The 26,747-nt window shown below is 46.9% G+C and carries 29 protein-coding genes; 4 read left to right on the forward strand and 25 right to left on the reverse strand.

Annotated features, from left to right (window positions below):
- Positions 1–20: 20 nt before the first annotated feature.
- Positions 21–1,028 carry a LacI family DNA-binding transcriptional regulator gene (locus AVZ68_RS02770; protein ID WP_059103027.1) on the reverse strand — a complete coding sequence of 336 codons (1,008 nt, stop codon included), beginning with the start codon at positions 1,026–1,028 and terminating at the stop codon, positions 21–23.
- A 337-nt stretch (positions 1,029–1,365) separates the two neighbouring features.
- Here AVZ68_RS02770 and AVZ68_RS02775 point away from each other — a divergent pair, with 337 nt between their 5' ends.
- Positions 1,366–2,295 (forward strand): S66 peptidase family protein, encoded by a 930-nt coding sequence (locus tag AVZ68_RS02775; RefSeq protein WP_059103028.1) that lies wholly within the window; start codon positions 1,366–1,368, stop codon positions 2,293–2,295.
- 44 nt (positions 2,296–2,339) lie between these two features.
- Here the strand turns inward: AVZ68_RS02775 and AVZ68_RS19605 are convergent, their stop codons facing one another.
- The 6 genes from AVZ68_RS19605 to AVZ68_RS02800 form a co-directional block, all read right to left on the reverse strand.
- Entirely contained in the window at positions 2,340–2,456 is a 117-nt protein-coding gene (locus tag AVZ68_RS19605) for a DMT family transporter (RefSeq protein ID WP_082676263.1), read from the reverse strand.
- A 115-nt stretch (positions 2,457–2,571) separates the two neighbouring features.
- Entirely contained in the window at positions 2,572–3,132 is a 561-nt protein-coding gene (locus tag AVZ68_RS02780) for a hypothetical protein (RefSeq protein ID WP_157404558.1), read from the reverse strand.
- Positions 3,133–3,645: 513 nt separating this feature from the next.
- Positions 3,646–4,674 carry a C40 family peptidase gene (locus AVZ68_RS02785; RefSeq protein ID WP_059103030.1) on the reverse strand — a complete coding sequence of 343 codons (1,029 nt, stop codon included), beginning with the start codon at positions 4,672–4,674 and terminating at the stop codon, positions 3,646–3,648.
- A 19-nt stretch (positions 4,675–4,693) separates the two neighbouring features.
- Positions 4,694–5,785 carry a dipeptide epimerase gene (locus AVZ68_RS02790; RefSeq protein ID WP_082676264.1) on the reverse strand — a complete coding sequence of 364 codons (1,092 nt, stop codon included), beginning with the start codon at positions 5,783–5,785 and terminating at the stop codon, positions 4,694–4,696.
- A 12-nt stretch (positions 5,786–5,797) separates the two neighbouring features.
- A complete protein-coding gene (locus AVZ68_RS02795) occupies positions 5,798–6,961 on the reverse strand; it encodes a DUF819 family protein (protein ID WP_059103031.1) in 1,164 nt (387 codons plus the stop codon).
- Between the two features lie 110 nt (positions 6,962–7,071).
- Positions 7,072–7,389 (reverse strand): DUF3870 domain-containing protein, encoded by a 318-nt coding sequence (locus AVZ68_RS02800; RefSeq protein ID WP_059103032.1) that lies wholly within the window; start codon positions 7,387–7,389, stop codon positions 7,072–7,074.
- Positions 7,390–7,641: 252 nt separating this feature from the next.
- Between AVZ68_RS02800 and AVZ68_RS02805 the strand changes: the two genes are divergently transcribed.
- Both AVZ68_RS02805 and AVZ68_RS20450 read left to right on the forward strand, forming a co-directional pair.
- Positions 7,642–8,298, forward strand: a complete 657-nt coding sequence (locus AVZ68_RS02805; RefSeq protein WP_059103033.1) for a chloramphenicol phosphotransferase CPT family protein — start codon at positions 7,642–7,644, stop codon at positions 8,296–8,298.
- Positions 8,299–8,349: 51 nt separating this feature from the next.
- Positions 8,350–8,496: a hypothetical protein gene (locus AVZ68_RS20450; protein WP_180316659.1), complete on the forward strand. Its 147-nt coding sequence runs from the start codon at positions 8,350–8,352 to the stop codon at positions 8,494–8,496.
- Between the two features lie 69 nt (positions 8,497–8,565).
- Here AVZ68_RS20450 and AVZ68_RS02810 read toward each other — a convergent pair whose 3' ends face one another.
- Complete coding sequence (locus AVZ68_RS02810) at positions 8,566–8,823, reverse strand: NifU N-terminal domain-containing protein (protein ID WP_059103034.1); 258 nt, start codon at positions 8,821–8,823, stop codon at positions 8,566–8,568.
- 183 nt (positions 8,824–9,006) lie between these two features.
- On the opposite strand from AVZ68_RS02810, the gene AVZ68_RS02815 reads away from it, so the two are divergent.
- Entirely contained in the window at positions 9,007–9,204 is a 198-nt protein-coding gene (locus tag AVZ68_RS02815; protein WP_157404559.1) for a hypothetical protein, read from the forward strand.
- Between the two features lie 225 nt (positions 9,205–9,429).
- Here the strand turns inward: AVZ68_RS02815 and AVZ68_RS02820 are convergent, their stop codons facing one another.
- From AVZ68_RS02820 to AVZ68_RS02895, 17 genes are all read right to left on the reverse strand, one after another.
- Positions 9,430–10,311: a carbohydrate ABC transporter permease gene (locus AVZ68_RS02820; protein ID WP_059103035.1), complete on the reverse strand. Its 882-nt coding sequence runs from the start codon at positions 10,309–10,311 to the stop codon at positions 9,430–9,432.
- Between the two features lie 11 nt (positions 10,312–10,322).
- A complete protein-coding gene (locus AVZ68_RS02825; protein WP_059103204.1) occupies positions 10,323–11,270 on the reverse strand; it encodes an ABC transporter permease in 948 nt (315 codons plus the stop codon).
- Positions 11,271–11,286: 16 nt separating this feature from the next.
- A complete protein-coding gene (locus tag AVZ68_RS02830) occupies positions 11,287–12,456 on the reverse strand; it encodes a response regulator (RefSeq protein ID WP_059103036.1) in 1,170 nt (389 codons plus the stop codon).
- Positions 12,457–14,172 (reverse strand): sensor histidine kinase, encoded by a 1,716-nt coding sequence (locus AVZ68_RS02835; RefSeq protein WP_059103037.1) that lies wholly within the window; start codon positions 14,170–14,172, stop codon positions 12,457–12,459. It lies immediately after the preceding gene.
- A gap of 105 nt (positions 14,173–14,277) precedes the next feature.
- Positions 14,278–15,954 (reverse strand): type 2 periplasmic-binding domain-containing protein, encoded by a 1,677-nt coding sequence (locus tag AVZ68_RS02840; RefSeq protein WP_059103038.1) that lies wholly within the window; start codon positions 15,952–15,954, stop codon positions 14,278–14,280.
- Positions 15,955–16,424: 470 nt separating this feature from the next.
- Entirely contained in the window at positions 16,425–17,033 is a 609-nt protein-coding gene (locus AVZ68_RS02845; protein WP_059103039.1) for an RraA family protein, read from the reverse strand.
- Between the two features lie 600 nt (positions 17,034–17,633).
- Positions 17,634–17,798, reverse strand: a complete 165-nt coding sequence (locus AVZ68_RS21000) for a zinc-binding dehydrogenase (RefSeq protein ID WP_082676265.1) — start codon at positions 17,796–17,798, stop codon at positions 17,634–17,636.
- Between the two features lie 242 nt (positions 17,799–18,040).
- Positions 18,041–19,138, reverse strand: a complete 1,098-nt coding sequence (locus AVZ68_RS02850; RefSeq protein WP_059103040.1) for an NAD(P)/FAD-dependent oxidoreductase — start codon at positions 19,136–19,138, stop codon at positions 18,041–18,043.
- A gap of 32 nt (positions 19,139–19,170) precedes the next feature.
- The gene (locus tag AVZ68_RS02855) at positions 19,171–20,598 is read right to left on the reverse strand and encodes a dihydrolipoyl dehydrogenase family protein (RefSeq protein ID WP_059103041.1); all 1,428 of its coding nucleotides are present in this window, start codon (positions 20,596–20,598) and stop codon (positions 19,171–19,173) included.
- Positions 20,585–21,196 carry a CDP-alcohol phosphatidyltransferase family protein gene (locus tag AVZ68_RS02860; protein WP_059103042.1) on the reverse strand — a complete coding sequence of 204 codons (612 nt, stop codon included), beginning with the start codon at positions 21,194–21,196 and terminating at the stop codon, positions 20,585–20,587. The genes AVZ68_RS02855 and AVZ68_RS02860 overlap by 14 nt, the downstream gene beginning before the upstream one ends.
- 12 nt (positions 21,197–21,208) lie before the next feature.
- Positions 21,209–21,874, reverse strand: coding sequence for a TVP38/TMEM64 family protein (locus AVZ68_RS02865; RefSeq protein WP_059103043.1), 666 nt, complete (start codon positions 21,872–21,874; stop codon positions 21,209–21,211).
- Positions 21,871–22,854 carry an ABC transporter ATP-binding protein gene (locus AVZ68_RS02870; RefSeq protein ID WP_059103044.1) on the reverse strand — a complete coding sequence of 328 codons (984 nt, stop codon included), beginning with the start codon at positions 22,852–22,854 and terminating at the stop codon, positions 21,871–21,873. The genes AVZ68_RS02865 and AVZ68_RS02870 overlap by 4 nt, the downstream gene beginning before the upstream one ends.
- Positions 22,855–22,873: 19 nt before the next feature.
- A complete protein-coding gene (locus AVZ68_RS02875) occupies positions 22,874–23,653 on the reverse strand; it encodes an ABC transporter permease (protein ID WP_059103045.1) in 780 nt (259 codons plus the stop codon).
- A 1-nt stretch (position 23,654) separates the two neighbouring features.
- Positions 23,655–24,524, reverse strand: coding sequence for an ABC transporter permease (locus AVZ68_RS02880; RefSeq protein WP_059103046.1), 870 nt, complete (start codon positions 24,522–24,524; stop codon positions 23,655–23,657).
- The gene (locus AVZ68_RS02885; protein ID WP_059103047.1) at positions 24,502–25,740 is read right to left on the reverse strand and encodes an ABC transporter substrate-binding protein; all 1,239 of its coding nucleotides are present in this window, start codon (positions 25,738–25,740) and stop codon (positions 24,502–24,504) included. Before AVZ68_RS02885 ends, AVZ68_RS02880 begins: the two co-directional genes overlap by 23 nt.
- Positions 25,741–25,935: 195 nt before the next feature.
- Positions 25,936–26,376, reverse strand: coding sequence for an OsmC family protein (locus AVZ68_RS02890; protein WP_059103205.1), 441 nt, complete (start codon positions 26,374–26,376; stop codon positions 25,936–25,938).
- 13 nt (positions 26,377–26,389) lie between these two features.
- On the reverse strand, positions 26,390–26,728 hold the full coding sequence (locus AVZ68_RS02895) for a glutaredoxin family protein (RefSeq protein ID WP_059103048.1): 339 nt from the start codon (positions 26,726–26,728) through the stop codon (positions 26,390–26,392).
- Between the last annotated feature and the right edge of the window lie 19 nt (positions 26,729–26,747).

Raw genomic sequence — 26,747 nt, forward strand, 5'->3', positions numbered from 1 at the left:
CGCCAACATTTTTTTGTTTTCTAGGAAGACGACCGCCTTTTAAGCGTGGGTTGAAAGCGATGGACACACGGCTCTTCCTGGGAGGACTCTCCATTTTTAATTTGCTTAAGAAGCAGTTCTGCCGCCTTCTTTCCCATTTCAAATGTTGGTTGTGCCACGGTGGTTAATGAAGGATTATAAAAATTTGCGAAGCTGACATCATCAATTCCGATGATCGCAATATCTTCGGGAATGCGCATCTGCTCCCTTTTTGCATACTCCAGCACCTCAAATAAAACCAAATCATTGCCAGCAAGAAGGGCCTGTGGCGGGCTTTCCAAAGCAATCATTTTAGCAAAAGCCGGTTGCACGTACTCAATCTCACCGCTCGCTAAATAGGAGGGGCAATAAGGCAGCCCGTATTCAGCCAATGCTTTTTTGTAGCCTTCCATCCTTTCCACTCGGGGGCTAAGCTGTTGCTCCAGTGATGGAAGGACCATGGCGATTCGCTCGTAACCTTTCGCTACAAACTCCCCCACCGCCAATCGGACCGTCTCTTCATTGTCCGAGATCACAGCATTCACATTCACCTTCGAAACCATTCGGTCGACAAAGACAAGGGGGTATCCTTCCCTAAGCAAGTCATTGTAAAGGGTTACATTTGCGCTCGTTGGAAAAACAATGATGCCATCCACCTGCTTAGCCCGCAGCATCTCGATATAACGCCTCTCCTTCACAGGTTCGTCATCAGCGTTGCACACAATCACATGAAAATCCTGTTCATGACATGCATCCTCGATTGCTCGGATCACCTGTGTAGAAAAATCATGTAAGATATTTGCGACAATGACGCCAATCGTCATTGTTTTTTTCTGCCGGAGGCTACGCGCTACAAAATTCGGACTGTAATCTAATTCTTCAATCGCTTGCTCAATTCGTTTCTTCGTTTTCTCTCCCATATAATCAAAGCGTTTATTTAAGTACTGCGAAACCGTACTTTTGGAAACTCCGGCACGTTTCGCCACATCCGCCATTGTGATCACAGCCATTGGATTCCTCCCCTATGACTTATTACTAAACCGATTTAGTTTCGGGACAAAAAAAGTCCAGGTAGCATATACTTTTTACTAAATCGGTTTAGTATAAGTTACTGGATTCATTGTACAACATATGTAAGCGTTTTTTCAATAAGGAATTTCAAATGGTATGATAGTGGATCATTTTCAATTCCATCCGTCTAAAGGCGTTTGCGAAACACTTTCCTCCATGAAGCATTACATAGGGCCTACCTGGCAGAACCAACCGCTTCCATGTATGAACCTCCCTTTTTCACATATACATTCTTAAAGGTCAGAAAATACTTTCCCGAAAAGGGAGGCGTGCGTGATGGCAACCAAACCCCCGATCTTACAACCAGGTGACACCGTTGGAATTGTGACGCTTGGGAGCCCCCTCGATCCGACGATCATTAATGACAGAATCAATACGCTTAGGAATATGGGTTTTCAAGTGGAGATCGGCCAATCGGTGTATGCCGAAGACGGCTTTCTTGCCGGAACAGCGGAAGAGCGTGCGGCTGATTTAATGAGGATGTTTACGGATGAATCAATCAAATGGATTCTCCCCTCGAGAGGGGGCGTCGGCGTTGCTGGCATCCTTCCTTATCTTGATTATGGCGTAATCCAACAGAACCCGAAAATAGTAAGTGGTTATAGCGATATTACAGTTTTACTCAATGTCCTCTATCAACAGGCCGATTTAATCACATTTCAGAGTCTCATGCTAATTGACTTCACCATGGGGACGCCAGCGTACAATTACGATCAGTTTTTTTCGGCTACCTCTACGTTCACTTCACCTAGACAAATCCAAAATCCTCCGGGCATGCCTCTAGTGAGTAGAATCCCTGGTAATGTTACAGGCCCTATTGTCGGGGGAAACCTAACCTCATTTGTGGATACACTGGGAACCCCTTTTGAAATCGACACGTCAGGGAAAATTTTACTCCTTGAAGACACGCATGAACCGATTAATACGGTATACAGGTACATGAGTCACCTGGACATCGCCGGGAAGTTTCAAGATTGTGTCGGAATTATCATGGGCGAATGCACAAATTGTCCGGTCGCTTATGGCAAGACCTACGAAGATTTAATTGCCGAGTTTGTAGTCCCCCTTGGGAAGCCACTGATGACAAATGTAGCAACTGCTCACGGCCTCTACAAAGCAGCGATTCCAATCGGTGCAAGAGTGAATTTAAATACGATCAATAATACGTTAACGGTACTTGAACCCACAGTCAGCAATGGACAGTGACTCCTCTACTTTTTGTGAAAAAAAAGCCACAATCAAGTAAGCAACTAAAGGAAGGCGGCTACGCGCGTGAAGGTGATCGGGATCAACTTGGCCCCAAACAAGCCAAGATGGTCCATGATCATGCTAGTGAGGACTTGTCCGGCTATGGCTGTCGTGTTCATCGGTCAATCATCAAAATCCTCCATATCCGGATTCAAATAAGGAGCATAGTTATTGCCATTCAACCCCCTTCTCCCCTCGTCATTCGCCGTCGCCAGTTACCAAATCCTCCAAAATTCACTTCACCAACCATAAACGAAACCAGGGCGATTCCTCCTGTAACGTGTCCATATTTGTCTTAAGTTGTAAAGGAACGCTACTTCCCAGCAACACATTGGTTCCGTCTTGATCGAGAAATTGCAAACCGACTTTTTCATAGAAGTGCACAAACTTTCCGCTTAACTGCTTGATTCCTTCAGGAGTGCGCTTCGCTCGAGGCAATTCATACCCAGGCGATTCATAAAGTGCCAGATAGTCTACATTTAATACTTTTAGATAATCATCAAATTGCTCCAGCGCTTCCACTATAATTTGCGCCTCCCTTCCTTCCCTCTCTACCGTGATGTGAGAGTAGATGATTGCGATGGTTGAATACTGCTCTCCATGCTGCTCGAATTGTTTCACAAGAAGGCGTAAACCGTCCCCCAATTCGCCCGAATTTGCAAGCGGCCCAAGCAATTCATTCCAAGACTGGTACGACGAAGGGTCAAAGATCGCAAACTGGAACTCACCTACAATCTTTTCATCTTTCATTGGAATAATTTCTTCGCTAGGAATGGCCTTTTGAATATTAGCCACCCCCCTAATTATGCGTGAATATTCACAAAAATTGGTGAGATAATGCACATCAACATAAGGCTTCTTTTCCAATGGTCAACGCCTCCATTTCCCCAAATAAGTATTTGTTCGTCTCTCAAACTCGGATCGACTTCGACACAGAAAAGCGAAAGACGATTTCAGTCACCCCAACCCTGAAGAAAAGTTTTCCTTCCCAAGCAAATTCAAGAAGTATACAGGGCGGCATTCTTGGTTCAAATGAAATCAGGCTATCCTCTCCCCTATGGATCTAGTCTCATTATCCTTGTTTCAATCTTATATCAATAATACTCACAAGAAAAGTAGTTTTAAAAATTATTTGTCTAGAAAAATTCCCTTACAGTATCTGGTGGCTTATCAAATTTCTAGTCACAGCAATACTCTGGCGTCGCGAATTTTCAAAAGGGCCAAGCGTCTTCCACCCCGTTTGGAATGAAGCAACTACGAAGTCTTCAAACGAAAGGACTTCTACCCTTGGGCAGAAGTCCTCATCTCTTAGTCTTCCAAGTAACGACGAGCGCTGTGATAGCCGTTCGTGTAATCAAAATCATTGACGTTCACAATCTCAACGGTCTTCGCAGAATTCGGAGCGTGGATCATCTCCCCGTCGCCGATGTACATGCCGACATGGTGAACGGTTCCCGTCCCGCCATCGCGGGCAAAGAATAACAGGTCCCCAGTCTGCCAGTCCTCCCGCTCGACGAAGGTTCCTGCTTTTGCCTGGTCGCCAGAGTCCCGAGGGATCTCAATCCCGTGCGCTTTATAAAGAGAGTGGGTAAAGCCGGAGCAGTCAAAGCCAAATCCTGAGACACCGGCCCACAGATACGGAAGGCCGAGAAACTGCTTTCCATCCTCAATCAAGTCCTCTGCCTCGGGGGCAGGGATTGCCTCCTCGTTTTCATAGACATTGACATCATCACTGTCGACCCACTTGGCACCATCATCCGGGGTTAAAAGGAGGGCTCGCCCCTCTCCCTCATGCAATACAGGAAGGATGGTGTTGTAACTGACTTCAAGGTACTCCTGCTCCAGTCCCCAGTCATTATAGAGGTTGGCGGTTGGCGCTGTTACATACCCGTCTGGCTGGTGATCCATATAGGCAAGCGTCGGGTTCTCGGTCAGTTGTCTTTTTGGCATCCATCCCGGATACCCGAGCTCCTCTTTTGGCGTCGATTGTCCGTCCACGGCCACCTTCACCCATTCTCCGTCCTCTTCTAGAACCGTTACTTTCTGTCCGTAGACAGCCTGCGTTTCCAGCTTTCCGACGAGCCAGAGCTTGTCATCAAGCGTCATGCTCTCGGTCCACCTCCACGGATCGACCACTTCGGCGGCCGAGGGTTCATCAATGTCACGAAGATTGTCTGGTTCTCCCCAGATTGTGGCCACTGATACATTGACATAGGCCGTATCCTGAGCCCTATTAGACTTCTGGTCTTCTTTTGCAAACCCACTTTTTGAGATTCCAACTAGACTCGTTGCGACGACTGCACCTAGCAGGGCATAGCCCCATCGTTTCTTGATCATTTGCGCTCGTCCTTTCGATTTAGGATTCTTCTGCAATAGCAAGTTCAACGCCAAGACCTGGCCGTTCGTCCAATGTCACCATCGGCGGGTAAGCACTCGTCATCCCTCCTTCTGGGTAGGACCTCTCCAACCAAAGCGGCGCATCGAGATCCGTCATGGTGATATTCGGGTGAGCCGCTGCGACATGGGCGGCGGCTGTCACGGAAAGTGTGGCTTCCATCATGCTGCCAATCATGCAGGGCACACGCCCGGCTTCTGCGATACTCGCGATCGTCATTGCCTCGCGAATGCCGCCACATTTGAGTAGTTTAATATTAAACAAGTCTGCTGCTTTTTTGTGGACGAGTGTGAGGGCATCGGCGACCGTTGCTAGACTCTCATCTGCCATGATCGGTAGCCCAACGTTCTGCGTGACATAGGCAAGACCGTCTAGGTCGTCTGCGGCCACGGGCTGTTCGATAAAGTCAATCGGCAGCTTCTCCTCCTCAAATAGGTGAATGATACGCACGGCGTCCTTTGGAGACCAGCCCTGATTGGCATCGATGCGCAAACGGATTCCTTCTGGCAGCTCCCCCTGCAAAGCAAGCAGGCGATCCAAGTCCCGCTGCCACGCATCGCCAAGCTTAACTTTTAACATTCGGTACCCTTCGCTGATGTGCCTAGAGGCATGTTTCTTCATTTCCTCTGGTTCGCTGAGGCTAAGGGTCATATTGCTTTCTAACTCCGTTTTCACATTCCCGCCAAGCAGCTGTACCAGCGGAACCCCGAGCCTTTTTGCACGCAGATCATGCAACGCCATGTCAACGGCCGCTTTTGCACCGCAATTGCCGACACAGGCGTTTTGAACGGCGTCAAGAAGCTGATTGAAATCAGTGAGGTTTTCTTCAAAAATACGCCTTTTGATTGGCCCTTCAATCGCCTCCTTCATCCCGCCAAGAGAATCCCCAGTGATCGCAAAGGTCGGCACTGCGGAGCCCTGGCCGGTCGTCCCGTCCTCAAGCGTCAGCTGAACAACCAATGCCTCAACCGCCGTTACCCGGCGTAAGGCTGTGACGAATGGTCGCTTCAGCGGGATTTCCCGTGTAAAGACGTGCACCTCTTTAATCTGCATAACATCCCTCCTCTACAGCCGTTCTAGAATCCAACCGACAAACAGCCCCGCGTAGGTCCCGAAAAAAGAGCCCATCAAGGCCATAATGACACCAATTGGAACGAGGTTCTTGCTGAAGGCTCCAGCCAGAACAGGCGCACTGGCCATCCCACCCACATTGGCAAGACTGGAGATCCCCATCGTAAACAAATCAACCTTGAATAGCTTTGCAAACAAGAGCATGACGACACCGTGAATGAAGAGAACAAGCAGTCCAGAAAGCAAATAAATGGGAACTTCAGTGATTTGTGAAAAATCGGCGCGAGAAGCGATCAACGCAATGATGATATAGAGCATTGCGCTGCCGATTTCCATTGAACCTGCTGTTTTTCCAAGCGGCGTAAGGGCAACGATCAGGCCGAGAATAGAAACGATCAAAATCGTCCAGGTAATCGGATTAATAAAGTCACCGATTTCCGGGAGCGCTTCCCCAATGGAGGTCGCAATGGCTGATACGAGCAAGGAGCCCCCGATCAGACCTAGAATTTGCACAAGGTCAATGCTCTTTTGCTCAGCACTTGCATCCTCCTCCAGTCGTGCCGACATCTCCTCAAAAGCGGACGTATCCGCTTTCGTCCAGCGATTAAAGGCCGCCGCAAAGGGAACCATCCAAAAGAGCATCATCAACCAAATCGAATAGTCAATCGTATCGACAATCAGCATTTGTCCGAAAATGCCTTCGGGAACATCCAAAATCCCTTGAATCGCCGCCATATTCGCAGACCCGCCGGTCCAGGAGCCAGCCAGCGCCGCAAATCCTTGCCACGTATCCGCCGCATAGAAGCTTTGCAGAAGCAGATACGTAAGGGCAAAGCCAATGACAATGCTGAAGGTACCGACAAAAAAAGCGATAATCATCTTTGGTCCAAGCTTCGCGATTTTGCGCAGATCACAGCTAAAGAGCAACAGGAAAATCATGGCCGGAAGAAGCGCGTCTCGAAGAAGTGAATACGTCTCTCCTAGCGCCTCCGACTCCCCGAAGAGACCAATCGTATTAAAGGTGGCCCCGAGAATATAGATCATCACGACCCCCGGCACATACTTAAAGAACGTCCACCCCCTCCCCCTGTCTGCATAAATGACAAGCGCCGCCATCGCAATCAACACACTCACATAAAGAAATCCACTCTCAATCATCGTTATCCCCCTTACCGCTTCGTCCACTCAACAGAAAAGAACCCAGCAAAAAGATCGCTCGACCTTTTCGCTGGGTTCTATCCTGAACAGATAAAGCAGCGTATTTTCAATTAGCTTTCTTTCTGTTGACGGTATTTCGTCAGCACATTCCGGTAGGCCACCGTTAGTGCCTTTTGCGAAGAGCCTAAATAGCGCCTTTCGATTGACGCAACGATCGCCTCTTCATCTTCCACTTGTCTCCCTACAAACAGAGAGCGAATAAAGACATTCGTCAAATTTAAAATCGACGAACACTCGACATCGACAATTTTTCCTGAATGGGCATCAATGACCATCCCGATGAAAAACAGCTTATACTTTTCAGTAATCGGATTATTCGCTGGAGATTTCGCTTCCCCAATAATGTACACCGTGTCTTGATCGAACATTGCTAGCACCTTCGAACTTTCTGTATCAGCCATCCCAGACAGAAAAAGGGAGCGATTACGGAAATAATCGGTGACTTTTTCCGGGTGACGGTAGTTTTCTTACAATTATGATAAGTGAACCCTAGGCGTTTGTCAACTGTTGATTTGCAAAATGAGGGAATTGTGTATGCGTTTACTTAACGGATGAAGCTTCTTATAATGAAGGAAGAACCAATGACTCGTGTCGTAGCGAGTGGGGAAGGAGGGATCTTCATGGCACAAGTCGAAAAACCCGGAGAAATTGTCATTCTTAACGGTACGCCAAGATCCGGAAAGTCTAGCATCGCCGCTGTAATTCAGAACAGGTTTGAAGGCGTGTGGATGAACGTAGGGGTGGACCGGTTCATGCAGATGACCCCCGAACAGTATCAGCCTGGGATTGGATTGCGACCCGGGGGTGAACGCCCTGACCTCGAACCTTTCGTTGTGATCATGTATCAAGCCATGTATGAGACAATCGCTTCTTACAGTCGCTTGGGGCTGAACGTCGTGGTCGATGTTGGGCACCACGATGGGCATTCCGTCCCTAGAGGGATTCTCCCAAGATGTGCCAGAATTCTGAAGGGGCTACCTGTTTTATTCGTAGGCATCCGCTGCCCCATCGAGATAGTCATGGAACGACGGATCGATACCTGGCATGCTGGTTACACCGCCGATGGCAAGGTGCCCAAACCCGTGCGCTTATGGCAAGAGCTCGTTCATGTGCCTGGAATCTATGACTTGGAAATCGATACCTCAGTGCTTAGCCCTGAAGAGTCTGCTCATTTGATCTCCCAGCGACTCAAAAACGGTCCGCGCCCGACAGCTTTTCAGCGCATTGAGGGTATGGGGAGTGAACCGTATACGATCCGCGAAAACGTAGAGGAATAGTTTGCTATTAACAAAGCAAAATGGGTAACATGGGTAGCGGGAGGGAGCTACATGAAAGAAGAGGTTGGGGTCTGTACCCAATGTGGCAAGCGTTTATATTGTATGGATGGTTTTTTGAATGGCGTCTATAAAGAGAACCGGCTATATTGTTTTGAATGCGAGGAGAAGCTTTCTTCCGCCGATCTGATGAAGGAATGAAAGTAGATGGCAGGCGGCATGCTTGCTCCAACAAAACAGAGAGCCAAACCACGGCTCTCTGTTAGAATACTACACGTTCACGTCTTCAAATGCTTTTTCAATTTGCGGCAAAAGATCGTTCCAATCCGCCTCCTCGGTTTTATTGACAGTCACAAAGTCATTGACGCCAAAGATATTGTCGATGCCATCAATACCGAGCAATGCTTTTGCGACAGGATGGTCCGTTTCCTGCCCCTGTTTCACTGAAGTACTTTTTTCAAAGATGACTTGGTCGGCCGTGAATTTAACAGCGTTTGGATTGGGTGTTCGTTGCGCTTGTATGTTCATTGTACTCATCCCTCCTTGGTTTTTGCTTTCTTACTGCTATAATACCACTTTCCTAGCGGGTATCAAAACTCAAGAGGCTTGGGATTTTCAACGATGTGCGATTTACAAGTGAAAATGATATGCTTGTACCTGTACTGAGCCAGAAATGCTACAGGGTAGAAGGAATGGAAAGGAGCTTGCTAGATGTCCGTAACAGATTTGAATGCAGCCCGGAAATGGGCGAAGCTCCCTAAAGAGACTCAGCAACTGCTTATCAACAATGTGTTCTGTTCTACTTGCTATGTGACCACTATTGTTGACTATACATTGCACGATGACACGTTTGGTGTCCTGCTTAAAGGCAAATGCAAAGACTGTGGCAACGATGTCGCGACTGGTTGAGGATTTGTAGGAGCGGGAAGCTTGCTAACCCTTACCGATTCATCGCTAAAAAGAAGCGTTGATGGGGAAGATCCTCCATTAACGCTCTTCCACGTTTCCCTTCATTTATCTCTCCACCACTTCGCAGAAAAAACCAAAATTACATATATTGCAAGAAAAAACAACGACGCTGCGGCGTTTTACCGTAAACTTCCTTTTCACCGGAGCCAGCCAATGGTTGTTTCATTATTCCTTTACCGAACCCAAGACAATACCCTTCACGAAGTATTTCTGCAAAAACGGATATACAAGAATTATTGGAAGTGCCCCGATAAAGATCTGGGCAGAACGCACAGTTCTTTCAGACAGTGCCTGCACTTCGTCAGGATTCACATTGATTTGTGAGAAATCATTTTGCACAATAACCGTTTGCAAAAACGTGGACAGAGGGTACATAGTGGAGTCGGTTAAGTAGATGAGTCCATCAAACCATGAATTCCACTGCCCTACCATTGTAAACAATCCGACTGTTGCTAACGCAGGAAGAGAAATGGGCAAATAGATTTTAAACAATATTCGAAAATGTCCTGCCCCATCAATAAGGGCTGCCTCCTCAAGCGATTTCGGAACCCCAGTCCTGAAGAAATTTAATAGCAAAATCAGGTTGAACACGTTCACTGCTCCTGGAAGAACCAAGGCCCAGATCGTGTTTATTAACCCAAGATTCTGCACAAGCATGTAGGTTGGAATTAACCCACCATTAAAAAGCATAATGAACACCAGGGAATAAACGTACAGCTTCCTCCCTCGGAACTCGTGGTCCTCTTTTGACAACGAGTAAGCCGCAAGCGTGATGACACCAAGACTAATGGCAGTGCCGAGAACGGTACGGTATACCCCCATCCATAACGCCCGCAGGAAATTATTGTTACCAAGTGTCTGTTCCCAAGCTGCCACGGTAAAATCAATAGGCAGGAAACGAACCATATTCGCGTTGGCAGGTGCAGAAGCGCTGAAGGAAACGGCCAGAATGTGCAGCAGGGGGAGAATGCATACAATCCCGAGCAACGTAAGAAAAACCGTATTGCATATTGAAAAAACTTTGTAAGACCGGCTGCGATGAAACATGCCATCCCCCCCTAAAAAATGCGGTAGTTTGCGTACTTATAGGCAAGGCGGTAGCCCAGTACGATTAAAAAGAAAGCAATGATTGATTTAAACAACCCCACGGCCGTCGCATAGCTGAAGTTGCCCCCGAGAAGCCCCTGCCTGTAAACATACGTATCAATAATATCGCCTTTGTCATAGACAAGCGGGTTATACAGGTTAAAAATCTGGTCAAATCCAGCATTTAAAATATTCCCTAAAGCAAGTGTCGCCACCACAATGGTAATTGGAAGAATTCCCGGGAGCGTAATGCGGAGCACTTGCTGAAATCGATTGGCCCCGTCTACAGTGGCCGCTTCATACAGGCTTGGGTTAATGCCGGCAAGCGCAGCCAGAAAGATAATGGCGGAAAATCCAAAGTCCTTCCATACATCACTCGCAATGACCGTCACACGAAACCAATCCCCGTTTCCAAGGAAGAAGACTGGTTGAATCCCAAATAAGCCAAGGAACTGATTCACAAGCCCTCCATCGACAGAAAGCAAATCAAGTAAGATGCCGCCGAGGATGACCCACGATAAAAAGTGTGGCAAATAGACAAGCGTTTGAATGGACCGCTTGAACGCCATGATACGCACTTCATTCAAAAGCAAGGCAAAAATAATAGGTATGACGAGCTGAAAAATAATCTTGAAGATGGATATAACAAAGGTGTTCCAAATTACTTGCCTTCCTTCGCTGAATTCAAAAATACGCCTAAATTGTTCAAGGCCGACCCATTCCGAATCCCAAAACCCTAAGAACGGCTTATAATCCTGAAACGCCATGACGATCCCTGCAAGCGGCACATAGTTAAAAACAAATGCAAGCAGGATGGCCGGAAGAACCAGAATGTGAAGCGGCCAATTTCGCTTAAGATTCCAGGGGCGTTTGCGTTTTTTTATGGGAAGCCCTGCCGTTGTCGATGTGGAAGTCTTCATGAGGTCCACCCCTTTCTTATCCACTTCGAAATTCCTGCGGAGTCACGTTGAAATACTTTTTGAACACTTTAATAAAATACGAAGAGTCCCCGTAACCAAGCTTTTTAGCAATAACAGCGATTTTTTCGTTCGTTTCGTTTAGCAGGAACACAGCCCTTTCCATTCTCGTTCGATGGATATAGTCGGTGAAGTTTTCGCCAGTCACCTCTTTGTACACCTTGGAGACATAGGCAGCATGAAGCTGTAGATCATCAGCCACACTTTGCAAATTCGGATGTTCTTCTAAACGCGTGTATACGTAGTGCTGCACGCGGCTAACAAGCTGTTCTGCCGCAGATAGCGGTTCTCTGCTTTTTTCTTTCATTTGGCGATACACTATAGCCCCTTTTTTCCCTAGCAAAAACCTCCTGCTTAATTTTACTGTGATAGGGCCAGCAAACGTTCTTTTCATCGTTTTCAAAAAATTATCAGTTAACTCATGCCGGATATAAGCTTCCCAATCTACGGGTGGAGTACTTGTTTTCTGATAGAGCAGCACACTATAATGCCCCGACCCTTCTTTCAACGTCATCAAGCCTGTACGTCCGTTTTGAAAATAATCACTCATCATGTGTTCAAACCAACGTAATTGCTTGGACTCTACTTCAACACCGTGGTCTCCCATGTTAACCCGCAACCATAGAGCCTCTGTATCAAATGCTACACCCTCTGCTTGGCAAAACGAAACAAGACCGACCTCTGTTCCTTCCTCCAACCAAGGACGAAGAACCGCTCCCCCTAACTCCAAATGGCTCCTCGTCTCTGCTTTCTTCACTTCCAACTTTAATTGAAGGGCCCGAGAAACCGCGTCCAGCAATTCCTCATCAGCCACTGGTTTTAAGAGATAGTCAACGGCCTTAGCACGCAAAGCATCCGTCGCATATGAGAATTCCGCGTAACCAGAGAGGAGGAGCGCTTTCACCTGATGCCCTCCATCATGGACTTCTTTAAGAAGATCGGTCCCCAACTTCCCAGGCATGCGAATATCTGAGACCATGACATCTATTTCCGTTTGTTCGAGGATCGAAAGGGCCTCTCTTGCCGAACGCGCCAGATAAACGGATGAGAAATCCATATCCTTCCACGGCAGGGATTGCAGGCCCTGCAACGTCGCCTCTTCATCATCGACTAAAAGCAGTTGGTACACCTATCCCTCCCTCCCTTCCGCACGTTCTTCCCACAGGATCTCTACTCTAAGGCCCCCTAGTTCAGACTTTTTGAGGAGCAATCCGGCCCGGCCCCCGTACCGGTTTCTTAAGCGTTGGTGTACGTTTCGCATTCCGTAACGTTCTGATGTTTGCTCCCCTTCCTCGATCTGCTGTTGCAAAAAAGAACGATTCTCTTCAGAAAGGCCTGGGCCATTGTCGTCAATGGCAACTCTCATATACCCTTCGCGTATCTCCCCTTTTACCAAGATCAGACCCGGCTCCTCCATGTGCTCAATGCCATGTAGCATCGCATTTTCTACGATGGGCTGAATGAGTAGCCTTGGAATCAACTCTTGTTTCATTGGCTCTGGCACTGATACATCATACGAGAGGCTCGATTTCCGTAAGGCATGGATTTCCAGGAAGCTCTGAATCAACTCTAGTTCTTCGCCTACGTATGTTTCTTCATCTTCCACTTTCGTTCGAAAGCGATAGTACCTCCCTAACTGTAAGGCCATCGCCTCAACCGCCTCTGTATTTTTAACCTTCGCCATATTCTTCATATAAAAAAGGCAATTATAAAGAAAATGTGGATTAATTTGTGCTTGCAGCAGCTTTAACGAAGCATCCTGAGAATGGATTTTTTCTTCATAGACTTTCTCAATCAGCGTCTGAATGCGCTCGGCCATTTCATTGAACCCGCTCATTGCTGTTTGGAACTCACTCTCTTTTTTCAAATCCATGCGTACGCTATAGTCTCCGCCTTTAAATCGATGAATCGCCTCTTTTAGCTTATATACCGGCACATGGACATGTTTATATAAAAGCCCAGCCGCCACAAGTCCAAACAGCAAAAGCAAACAGACCGAGCCATAGAATAAAACCCGCGTTGATTGTACAGGAGAAAGCACTTCTTCCATTGGTATATAGTCAACCAGTACCCAACCTAATGAAGGAGATTGAATAAAGCTGATCAAATAGTCTTCGTGGCCTTGTCTGAGGGAAAACGTGCCTTGCCTTTCCTGAAAATTCGGATTCAAGTCTTCCATATTTGAGAATATCCATTCTTCTGTTGCCCCTGCCGCCTCAATAGTTTCAGAGTCAGGATGGTAGAATACCGATTGCCCAGCCCCATTCGAGCCAAGTTCAGCAAGATGAAGGCGCACACTCTCTTCATAGACTCTCGCTTCTATGACGACTTCGTTTCCGATTTCAAACCCATGAAGCGGGTAACGAAGATGCCTTATGAAATAGTTGCGCTCATTTGTCCCTTTTTCATGAACGTAGAACCATGCCTCTGCCTCCTCTCCAAGGGGGCCCGGATGAGCGGACATGGTTGTGATGGCGCTTTCTTTTCCAGGCAAATAAATAGAGACATCCACGAGCATATTGCTTAATTGTTGGTACGTCAGCATCTTTTCCAGTACAGCATTTTGCAGAACAACCGCCTCATAATGGCTTAGCAAATCAAGATTACGTAGTTTGCTGACATCCGAGTCTACACTAAGGGCGACAAGAAACTGTGATACTTGCTCCAAGTCCGCTTCAATTCGGTTCATGGCAACGTCCAATTTGCTCATGTTTTGAGTATGAATTTCCTCACGTATGACCTGTTCACTTACGTAGTTGGAATACGTGTATAAACCGACTACAGGAACGAGAAGTCCCACCATAAGAACTATGACTTTTTGAAACAGCGTTAATCGTTTTATCATCCCTCCCCCTCCTCTACGATAATGGTTAAATTGTAGCGTACTAGAAGAGGGGGAGGAAGGTTTTTTTACTGCCTCTTAGTATGGTATTAAACGGAAGGGGCTCTCCTAACGGTTTTCCTCAACGGTCTCATACCATTCGTTCACTTCTACTGTAATATCATCACCTCCAGAGCTTTTCCACTGGTCCACAATTCCATCAAATTCTTTAATGTCCATTTCTCCGTAGATCATTTTACTGAACGCTTCCTGAAGTAGCGTATCAAGCGTATCCTGTCTCGTTAGCATCGTAGGGGTTGGAGCACCCGTAAATACACTTGGAATTTGTTCATCCTGATTATCTACCACAATTCGAGCCCCTTCCCATGCTTCTTCGGGATAGTGGAGATACATCTTCTGTTCAAAGGGTGTCTGCGGCTCTTGTCCCCGGGCAAAGTCAGCCAGAGCGTTGATATACAGAGACGGAATGCGTGCCGCTTCAAAAGTAATCGTATATTTCATCGGATCGATACGCCCTCCTGGAATGTCATCCTCCCCATACTTCACTTCATCCCCATCTAACACATAGTCGTATCCTTCTGCAAATCCGTATTCAAACTCTCCTCCCTCTTCCGGGTTGGCGTAGTTTTCAAACAAATAGTTTTGGTAAACAAAAAACGCCTGAATTTCTTCTTCCGTAGCGTCTTCATTAATCAAGACCGCGCCATTTTGGGAGGTAATTCCGGTTGAACGCCCGGAAAGTCCTTCAGGACCAGTAGGAATTGGGTATGCCTTATACTCTGCCCCCTCCACGTTTTGCAACAGCTCACTCAGCGGCCAATCCGGCATCCAGTGTGGTCCAGCAATGATGCCTGCTCTCCCAGAGGTAAACAACTCAGCTGCCTTGCCTTCATCCCAGAGGCCAGATTCCGGATGAAGATAGCCTTTGTCCATCCATTCTTGCATCGTTTCAAGACCTTCCTTCACTTCAGGCTGAACCGATCCATGTTCCAGTGTACCATCCTCTGCCAAATTCCATTGGTCAGGCATAGCACCATAGGCTCCAAATACCCAGTCCGCCGTTGACATCCATGTATTGAGTGCATTCGCAAACCCGACTGCGAGTCCATACGTGGTCTCTCCAGTACCAGCAGGGTCCTCATTCACAAACGCGTCCATAATCATCTCAATATCCTCAAGCGTTTCCGGAGCATCAAGCCCCAATTCATCCATCCAATCTTGGCGGATAAATAACACCGTGTCTCCATTCATTTCGTAATCGAGAATAGGAATAGCATAACGCCCATCTTCGCGAATATATGGGTCCCAAGCGTACGGATCAGCCGCCATTGCCTCCTTCCACGTATCCGACGCGTATTTATCAAACACCTCTCCAACCTCTATGACGCGTCCTGAATCAATGAGATCTTGTGTTAAATCACTTCTGAGCGACAAAATCGGCGGCAACTCTTCATTTGCCGACATGCTTAGTTGAAGCTTGGTATCAAATGTTTCTCCAGGTCCGCTCGTTGTCCACATATAGTTTAAATCAATGTTAAACGTGTCTTTAGCCCAATCGGTGTGAACATTATCCTGCATCGTTTCATCATCACGGAAAAAGATGTCCCCTGAGACATGCTTGACCAGGTCGAGCGTAACCGGTTCTTCAAATCGTTCCGGCAGCTCAGCAGCTGAATTCACAGGTTCTATACTTTCGTCTGATTCCGTTGTCGCCGAATCACTGCATGCCACTAACACAAACACACTCCCACCAGCCAACAGTCCTCTTTTCAAATACTTTTTCATATTGCCCCCCTTTTAGCACATCTAGCGCAAATGATCATAGAACCCTTTCAAATTAATAGTAATCGCTTTCATACAAAACGAAAACAAGAGAATTTTAAGAAATGCGGTAATGTTTTAAGGTCAGTGAATGAGAGCCGTCAGAGGAACACATTAACGTAGCTAGGCTCAAAAGCTTGAAGGTCAGTAAGGGGAGCCTCATTAGCTTTCCAGCATGAGGTGATGGTGAGTAACCATCACCTCATGCTGGAAAAATACAGAAAAAGAGACATTCTGAGTAAATAAAGAAGGTTGTTAGCATTTTCTACTTCAAAAGAAGAATAATGCTGAGGTAGATATCCTAGATTGTAAAGAGGCTGGTTGGCCGCTCTTTTCGTATATTTGTTTTCGATGTTTTGTTTTACATCCTGTATTGCATCAACACAAGGAAGGCACAGCTCTCCCTCTCTCGCTTTCAATACCCCATCCCTACCTCACAAAAACTTCCTCAAATACTCCCGAACAGCCTCCGGATTCCCGCTGATTCGTTCCAAGCGTTCTTCATCGCTCTTCACTTTTTCAAGGGCCGCCTTCTGCACTTCTTTTGCTTGCTCTGCTGGGACGACAACCACCCCGTCAATGTCCCCAACAATAATGTCCCCGGGCCGTACCTGCACACCCCCGCAATTGATCGGAACCTGACGTTCGCCTTCCTTCGTTTTCTTGCCTGCCGCTGGCGTCGTGCCTTGACAGAAAACAGGGAAATCCAAGGCGACCGTATCGTTGATGTCGCGAATGACTCCGTCCGATACGATTCCGTTTAGCCCTAGTGTTTGTGCCAGTCCGACGATAAAGTCACCAGCGATCGCATGATCTGTGGCAAACTTGCCGTCAATCACAAGCACTTCGCCAGGCTCTGCGTGATAGATCGCCTGAAGAACGGCTTTGTTTTCTCCTGCTGGAATGCTGACGGTGTAGGCTTTTCCTGCTAAATGCCAGTCCGGCTTCAGTGGCCTGACCGCCTGGTCCATGTGGTTGCTTCCTTTTAATGCGTCTGAGACGCAGGTGGTCGGTATTCCCTCAAACAGTTTCCATGATTGCATGGCTATCCCTCCGTTTAGTTCTTTATTAGAGTCTGTGATTGATTCTCTAGATTAGTTTGCATAGATCATTTCGCCGATTCCCACTATCGCCCGTTTATGAGAGTAACTCGCCCCCCCCCTTCCTTGAGAACCATTCAGTGAACAGCACCCCCCGACAGCTTCGTCGCTTACAACCCGGAAAGCATGCTTGCAGGGAACAGGTTTTTACAGTTTCGTTTTGGATCTAGCAAGCTCTTAGTTCTTTTGTGAGTAGTCATGGGTATTTACTAATCCAACAACCCTTGATCCCTCAAGTTCCATGTGGCGAAGACTAGCCTCTCTACGAACCACTACTAAATATGAATTCTTCAGGCACGGCAAATCCATGTAGTTCCTTTTAAGCCCTCTTGATTTTCATTTTATAATTAGATGTAAGCGAATGGCAATGGATTTTAAAATATTCCCAATGCATTCACGGTTTTCACCAGCCCCACACCTTCCCCTTGAAGTTTAAACAAACGTTTAATTAAAGAAGTGAACCAGAAAACAGACTACACCTTTCGCAGGTATAGTCCATTTTAGTTTATAGTTCAGTGTATAAGAACATTGCAAAATGGTTTATCACGGTATCTGCAATACTATTTTCCCAAATTGATTTCCATTTTCCATATAATAACGATGAGCATCTTCAATTTTATTTAATGCGAAAACACTGTCAATTACAGGCTGAAGCCGGTGTTTTTCATAGAAGGAAAGCATGCTGCTAAAATCCTTGGCAGACCCCATTGAAGTCCCTAAAATATCAAGATGCTTTTAAAAAATAATTGGCATAACCAAATTAGCCACAGGATCTCTAGTGCCACCAATTGTTACAATTCTTCTGCCAGTCTTAGCGAGATGAGTTAAATGTTTAAATGCGCTCCCACCAATCGCGTCTACGCTAAGATCCACACCTCCCCCAACTTCACCTTTAACTCCTTAGCCCAGTTCTCAAGGCGAGCTGATTCTCCTTCCTCCATAGAACGGGCTTATTTTCTTTTGGAAGAGCTCGAGATGAACGAATTGGCGCGCATAAAGTTTCGGTCAATCCAATCCTTCATTAACCATGAAGAGTGCCCAAACCAATAGAAATCGCCGTATCGGAGCAAACCCTTCTTCTTCCCAAGTGATAAAATTGACAGATAGGTTTCCTGAGGTTCAAACGAGGTTAATGGCTTTCCCATCATATAACGCTGTAAGTTCTTAGAGAGGACAGGGGCTTGTCGGATGGCATAAACACCGTTTTTCGGAAGGCTTGGGTGTCGAGACAATGTCACACAATCTCCAGCACCAAAAATTCCTGGATCTGTTTCAGATTGCAAGTGATCGTTGACAAGCATTGCACCGGCTCGGTCTGTATCAAAACCACTTTCACGCAGCAATGACGGAGACTGCGACCCAATTGCCACTAGCATCTGATCAACGATGAGAGCTTGACGATCTGTTAACAAGTTCCCCCTTTGTAGGTCATGAATATGCTCATTCTCAAACACTTGAATCCCTTCTCGTCTCATCCATTCTTTTACCTTTCTCGACAAGCCGTCAGAACCATCGGGAAGAAGACGGGAGCGTGTCACCATTCGCATGACACCACCGATTCGATGGGCCCCGCGCCAAGCAGCGAGCGACAGCGCCATTTCTACTCCGGCCGCTCCACCTCCAATCACAATCGGATTCTCCGCCATTCTCATTTTGTGAATCGCCTCCGTTATCTTATAACTTGGTTTCATCACAAGCCCTTGATGACCAAAAAGCGAGTTTGATACCGAGCCGACATTGATTGAGAGTACATCAAATGGCAGGACATCCCCCATATCCGTCATGACTCTCCGTCCTACACGATCGACCCTCGTTACGCAACCTTCCATCCAGCGAATCCCTGCTTGTTCGGCTAACGCTCTAAGGTCAAAACGAATCCCGTCCTGCTCATACAACCCTTCGGCATAACCTGAAAACATCCCTGAATAATATTGGTACGGCGATGCCGAAATAAGTATAATCTCGTATTGCTTCCGAACCTCAGTAGAGAAATGTCGAATGGCATGCAAATGAGCATGACCGCCGCCAATTAAGACAAGTTGTTTCATATGTAGCCCCTTCCGACCTTCTCCAACGACCATTAGCGAAATCGTTTGACATACGCTTGTGCTAATTTTGCCAGTTTGCTTGATTGGAATGTTTTCCGCCAAAATTGATCTGCAGTCTGTTGTACGGCTCCAGCCCGAATTGGGTACGGATGAACCACGGCTGAGAGGTTCCCAATTTTATGACGGTGCTGTTTTGCAAAAACGATCTCCTGCATCCATTCTCCTGCACCGGTCCCAAGCGCATGGGCCCCGATAATATAACCACGCTTATCGGTGATCATTTTGATGAGTCCAACCGTGTCATGTTCGGCAATCGCTCGATCTACTCCTGTCAGTGGTTGTGTAAACACGGAAATGGCATTGCCATATCGTTCTCTTGCCTCTGTCTCCGTCAAGCCTAAGTGAAAGAGCTCGGGGTCTGTATACACCACCCAGGGCATATGATCATAGCGCATTTTTCGTTTTAAACCGAAGACAACGTTTGCCACAGCCGTTTTCCCTTCTGCTCCCGCTGCATGGGTAAATGGATATGAACCGATCACATCACCAACGGCATAGATATGAGAAACCGATGTCCGTAATTGTTCGTCGACGACAATTTTCCCATTCTCCGTCTTGATGTCAGCCTGCTCAAGTTGCAACTCCTCACTATTTGGCAATCGTCCGGCTGCTGATAGAATCGCATCCACTTCAACTCTTTCATCCCCGTGTTCACTTGTCACAGTCACAGCCCAATGTCCATTCTCTCTGCTTGCCCTCGCGACAGACGCATTTTGCCGAATCGTCATTTGTTGCGCCAGCTCTGCGCCCAGCTTTTGAGCGACTTCCTCATCCTCACGGGGAAGCAGCCTCTCGCCCCGGTCCACAACTGTCACCTCTACGCCTAACCTTCCCAGCGCTTGCGCAAGCTCCAAGCCACTGGCACCTGCACCGATGACAAGCATTCGTTTCGGTAATATCTCCATCCGAAAAATCGTTTCATTTGTGAGCAAATCTCCCTCCAAGACGCCTTCAATCTCTGGAATGAGCGGTCGAGAGCCAGTGGCGATGACCATTCGTTTCCCCCAAAGGGTTTCCGTATCAGTGACCCGGACAGTGTGTTCATCCACAAACGTTGCCAGTCCCTGAATCACATCTACGCCCATTTTCCGAAAGCGCTCGGGGTCATCGTGAACCGCAATCGTCTCTATCGCTGAACGAATTCGCTCTTTCACGACTGCCCAATCCACATCACCTGTCACGTTCATTCCAAAGCTTGCCGCTGCTTTTCTTGCTCTGTAAACGTCGTTTGCTGCAGAAATCAACGCTTTGGAGGGGACACAGCCATGATGCAAACAGTCACCACCTGGTTGGGCCTCTTTTTCGATTAAAGCCACACTCATTCCGAAACTGGCAGCTCCAGCGGCCACCGTCAGACCACTAGCCCCTCCACCTATGACAATTAAATCATATCGTTTCATCCGTCTCGTCCTCCCTTGCTTGCAACACTCGTTTTGCCTCTAGCAACCGTTGCACTCCGGTAAACGTCTCAACAACGAAAAACAATAGCGTCAGCCATAGCAAATACGGCGTCAGTAAAATCATCAGCGTGAACAAAATAAATCCTTCTGTCCTTTCAGCCAAACCAGCTTGATAGTAGAATGATTTCATCCCTGACTTGTCCGTGACGGCACCCACTGTTAAAAAGACGGTCATCGAGAAAATAATTGACACACTCAATAGCAGCAACGCCCACATCACTTCTGGAAACCGAAAAGCTAATCCTAAAATCACGCTAATCTCAACAATCCGGTCAAAGGTGACATCCATCACAGTGCCAAAGGCAGACGGCTTGGTTAGTCGTGCCATCGTACCGTCAACGGCATCTAGAAAACCAGACAGCCAAAGAGCGATCACTGCTAAAATCGGCTGATCAAAATAAATCCATACCCCACTGGAAAATCCGATGACAAAGGAGACCATGGTCACTTGATTGGCGCTTAGTCCAACTTGTATTAGCCCCTTTGCCGTCGCTCCAATTACTGGTTGAACATACTTTCTTCCATGCGTATCTAACATAAGTCCGACTCCTCACTTTTTCGCCGTTTTCATGCCGAACTTTTCTTTTACTTTTTTACTCGCCAGCACCGGAATAAGTAACACAATCAAGAAAACGAAAATGGCCAGCACAATCGTTACAAGGTCCCCAGCAACAAGGCTTGAACCAAGAAATGTATAGGCGATAACGCCCGGAACCATCCCAACTATCGTTCCGGATAAAAAAGCACGAAAGCGAACCTTCGACACACCTGCTACATAGCTAATCAAATCAAAATGAAAAAGCGGGATCAAACGTAGAAGCAGCACATAGAAAAATCCATGCTTCTCTAATTGCTCTTGGACAGTCTCCATCCGACCGGTCCACTGCTTTTGTTGCATCGACCTCCCCAGATTGCGGGCAACAATAAAGGAAACGACCGCTCCTCCAGTTGCTCCGATTAACGTGAGAATGCTTCCCACCCACACCCCAAATGCGAGTCCTCCGGCAAGTGAAAGAATCGATGCTGGAAAAAGAATCAGAGGTCTAAGGATATAGAGCATGACATACAAAAGCGGCGCGACCGCTCCAAATGAAAGAATCCATGTCCGTATTCGCTCTGGTGTCACCTGGAAAAAGCGTTGGTTAATCCAGAGGAGAGCCCCAACAACTACGATAACAAGCGCTAGTTTTATGATCGTTTTTCGTTGGATGTTCATTGGCTCTGTCCTTCAACAAATGTGATCGCTTGCCAAGGATCGGCAAGCAACCATACCTGCTGCCCTTCTAGCATTGACTCATGAATAGGTAGAAGCAAAGTTCGCTGCTGTTCCTCCAGTCGTACTTGAGCAAATCGCTGCCCGTACTTCATCACCTGTTTCACGATAACTGCTGACCAAATCGCTCCTTGCTTCTCTCCGATTTCCTCTCTATCTGTTACAACGGCGAGGGACCGCACTGGGTAAAACACCCCCTGATCGGAAAAACCTTCAGCGAAAAAGTGTGCTACCTTTTGATTTATGGGACGCTCATACACCTCTTCAGGCAAACCGATTTGCTGTAATTGTCCATCGATTAACACCGCAACTTGGTCACCGAGCAACATCGCTTCTTCCTTATCATGCGTAACGAAAATCGTCGTGATTCCTTCCTCTTTCAATAATGAGCGCATCCAGTCGCGTAAGGATTGACGTAAGGTTGCATCGATGCTACTAAATGGTTCATCTAGCAATAACAATTTTGGCTTCATCACAAGCGCCCGGGCCAATGCAATTCGTTGCTGCTGTCCACCTGAACATTCAAATGGATAATGCTTTTCATACGTAGCTAAACCCACTCGCGCTAACATGTCCCTGCCGATTTTCAGTCGTTCCGCTTTCCTTACCTTTTTAACCTTCAAGCCATAGGCCACATTCTCAAGCACCGTTAAATGTGGAAAGAGCAATGGTTGCTGAAACATCAGCGCAATCGGTCGTTGCTCTGCTCGTTTAGCAGAGATGTTTTCACCCTCGATCCAGATCTCTCCCTTCGAGAACGACTCCAACCCTGCCAGGCCACGTAAAAGAGTCGATTTCCCTGTCCCAGATGGACCAACTAAGCTCAGCGTTGTCCCTGCTTCTAACGTGAAGCTCACCTGGGTAAAAACCACCGTTCCAGTCCAATCTTTTCCTAGTTGCTTACATACGAGCAATGGCTGCATTTCTTCACCTCATTAGTATCTATCGTTTCAGTACCGGCATAAATAAACGAACCACTCCTTCCAGCAAAGCCAAACATAGGAACGGGATAAGCGCAAACAGGATCGAAAACGCTGCAAGAATTCCTTCGTTCGCAGAAGAAAAATACGGAAAATAAAGCATTGCTAATGTCACAACCGTTCCCCCACCAATGATCGCAGTTAACACATACTGACTAAATGAAATCACGAGCGTCAAATACATCGCGGCGCGGATGCTCGGCATCAGCAAGGGTAATTCAACCGTAAAGAGGGCCTGCCTCCCTGTCGCACCGAGCACCTGAGCTTGCTCCTGCCACTTCACCCCGATTCGCTCGTAACCAGAACGGAGAATACGAATCGTGTACGGCACAGTCGGAATTAAGTGGACGAGAACCACACCATACCACGAGTTCGTCAGTTGCAACCGAATCATCGTCAATTGCAGGCCCATCACCACGGCTAACGTCGGGATGAAAAGAGGCAGAAGCATCAACACGTCAATTAGTGCTTTTCCACGAAATTGCGTAAAGGCTAGCGCTTTTGCCGCCGGAATACCAATCAATAGATTTAGTGCAACGACAACAAACCCAATTGAAATCGTCAGGAGCAGCGCTTGACGGATGTTCGCGTCTCGAAAAATCGTCTGCCAATTCGCCAATTGGAAACTTGACGGCCAAAGCTCCCCCCACGACCAGTCAAAAGCAAAGCTTTTTACAGTTAGGAGAAGAATGGGAAAAGTGAACATGAGTCCGACGCCGATCACAAGCCATTTCCGTGTCATGCTACTCCCCTCCTCTCGTCATTCGAAAGCGCCCACGTTGCATGAACGCTAACGCAAGAAGAGCTATAACGAGAATGACCGCGGTCACGAGAATCATCGCAGCTAACGCCAGAGGGCGTTCCTCCCAATTTCCATCAAAGAACCATTGATACGATAAGACCGGAAGCATCTTCGGATAGGTAACACCCAGCAAATACGGCACTTCAAACGCGGCAAAGATAAACGCGAACAGAATAAGACCTGTCTCTATCAGAACCGGAAACAATGCCCGCCATTCCACCGTCCAAAAAGCGGCTAGCCGACTGCCTCCAAGCGTGTGAACCACATCAACATAGCGGCGGTCTAGTTGCATATAGACAGGCAGAAGCATGAGTATAACAAAGGGAATTTCCTTCCACAGATAAGTGAGAATGATCCCAATCCCATGACGATCCATCGTCCATATCGGAAAATCAGCCAAGTCGCTAATCAGGCCAAGCTGGTACGCCAAGCTTGAAAACCAGCCACTTTGTGAAAACAGCAACACGACCATGTAACCTGCGACGAAATGAGGGAAAAGGAGCGGGAGCCACACAAGCCAGCGTTGATGTTGCACCCGAATCGTATAAAATAAAAACCGCGTCAACAACAAACCAACGACTAACGAGATCAACGTCGACAAGATTGTCACACGCAAACTGAACACGAGCGAGTCTCGAAATCCTTGCTCCGCGAGCAACAAACGATAAGGTTCTAACGACCAGCCCCCCTCTTCTGTCGTTATACTACCTTGGAGTGCCATCATCAATCCATAGCCAACAAACACGATGATAAAAAACAGTGCTGGGAAAAGGCCCCATACATTCCCGCTAGTCCGTTTGAACAACCTCATCTACCCAATGCTCCTTTAGCCAATCGACATAGTTCGAGTCAAGCTCCGGAAGGAAGGCCTCCTCTAAAACCTCCTCCGCCAAAACCGACTCGCCACGCTCGATTGTCTCAAGCTGTTCACGTTGTTCATCTGAGAGAAGGTCAAGAGATAGAACCGTATTCTCTCCCCATCCATCCGGTTTTAACTTCTCGAGTTGCGCTTCCGGTGATAGCAACCCATTAATCGTAACGAGCGCCCCTTCTTTATTCGGACTATTAAATGGAATCGACAGGAAGTGAGTGTTCCCAATTGAGCCCACATCTAACACAAACGAGCGCGTCGTTTCAGGAAACGTTCCGGACTCAATCAGTTGTTCCGCTCGAGCTTCGTTATACCCCATCGTCATCCACACTTCGCCTTGGCTATACAAGCGGTCTAAGTCCGTTAATGTAGCAGGGTATGTCTCCCCTTCTCGCCAAAGCGCTGGTTTTAATTCACGCAGCTGTTCCCACATTGGCTCCGCTTGCTCTGTGATCATCGCTTCATCAAAGTCTTGTGTGTACAACTGGTCGTTCGTTGCATAATAGAGCATGTGACGTAAGAACGCATTCCCCGTGAAGTCACTCGCTTCTGGATATGTAAAACGCCCCGGATTCTCCTGTATCCAAGTCACGAACTCTTCTATTGTTGCTGGCGGACTGTCAATTTTAGCAGAATCATAGAAAAACACGAACTGAACACGCCCCCAAGGTGCCTCTAACCCTTCGGTTGCCGTCCCAAAATCTGTTAAAAAGGCAGGATTCTCACCATCAATATACGTTTGATAGTTCGGCAATTTCTCAACAAACGGTTGCGCTAACAACTCGTTTTCCTTCGCATTTTTAAAATTTTCACCGTTCAACCAAATCATGTCAATCGTGCCGTTTTCTTGATTTGCTTGCTTTTCTACTAACAGCTTCTGCAAGATTTCCGGCGTATCTAGCGGCGTCCGTCTCAGTGTAATATCATGCTCTTCTTCCAACCTTGGTGTGACCCACTCATCAATATAGCGGTTAATGCCATCGTCACCGCCCCACATAAATAGGTTCACCGTCGTCCCGGCAGCCAACTCTTCAATCTCTGACCAATCCTTCTCTACCCATGAATCCGTCTCAGAACTTGTCTGCTGCTCCTGCCCACTACAAGCAGCAAGAAACATGATGCATAGCCCGATGATGCTCATCATTAGCTTCTTCATTGTGATCTCCTCCAAAAACGTTCTATGAACATTGTACACATTACGTGAGTGTGTGTTCAAAAAGGTAAAACCAACGTTTTTAGCAACTTCTTTAACTATGATCTGTAATGTACCCAACATAGCGGTGCCGAAACCTCTTCATGTACGACTAAAGAGTAAAGCGGGTACGCTGAATGTTGCAGCGTACCCCCTTTGTTAGTTTTTTGACCAATTTGTTTCTAACTCAACCCCAGCTGCCTTTAACGTAGTGAATACCGGACAACGTTGATCAGTGATTTCTTTTAACTGTTCGATTCGCTCCTGAGACTCGGATGTCTCTACATCCGCATGAATGGTTACTTTTTCAAAGTATGGTCGAACATTCGGATCACCCATTAACCCTCTTGTATCAAGTTCACCATTAACCTTAAATGTAATCCCCTGAAGATCAAACTCCAATTCTTTCGCAACGAAATTAGCAATGACATTCTCACAACCGGCCAACGCAAATAATAACGTAGATAAAGGATCAGCACCTTTGTCTGTTCCTCCCATAGTTGCTGGCTCATCAATAGTGATGGTGTGGTTTCCAGAAGTTAATGTTGATTTCATTCCCTCGGCTTGGCCTGAAATTTGAAATGTTGCTTTTGACATAATGAAAAACCTCCTTTTAATTTCTACCTTTATCATGCTTGTTTACAACATGATCTCCGGTAAGCTTACTTCCACTTGTCAAATGCATGGTGTTACCTTGCTTATTTTTACCGGTTGAGTGCACGCCAATCACCTTTATCTTCTCTGTTGCCGTAAATATCCGATCCCCGACGTAAATATCGTCTCTTGTAAAAAGAACCGGGGTCACAACTTCGCCAACTTTATTTTTCAGTTCTTTTGCAGCATGAGAAACATGAAATAAATTAATTTCTTCATATGGAACATTGCTTCCCTTTAAATATTGTTTCACTTGATAACACATTTGACAGCTATCTATAACAAAAAGACGATTCACTGTAGCCCCCTCCCTGACT

The organism is Shouchella shacheensis (genome assembly GCF_001484965.1).
Lineage (GTDB): Bacteria > Bacillota > Bacilli > Bacillales > Bacillaceae_D > Shouchella > Shouchella shacheensis.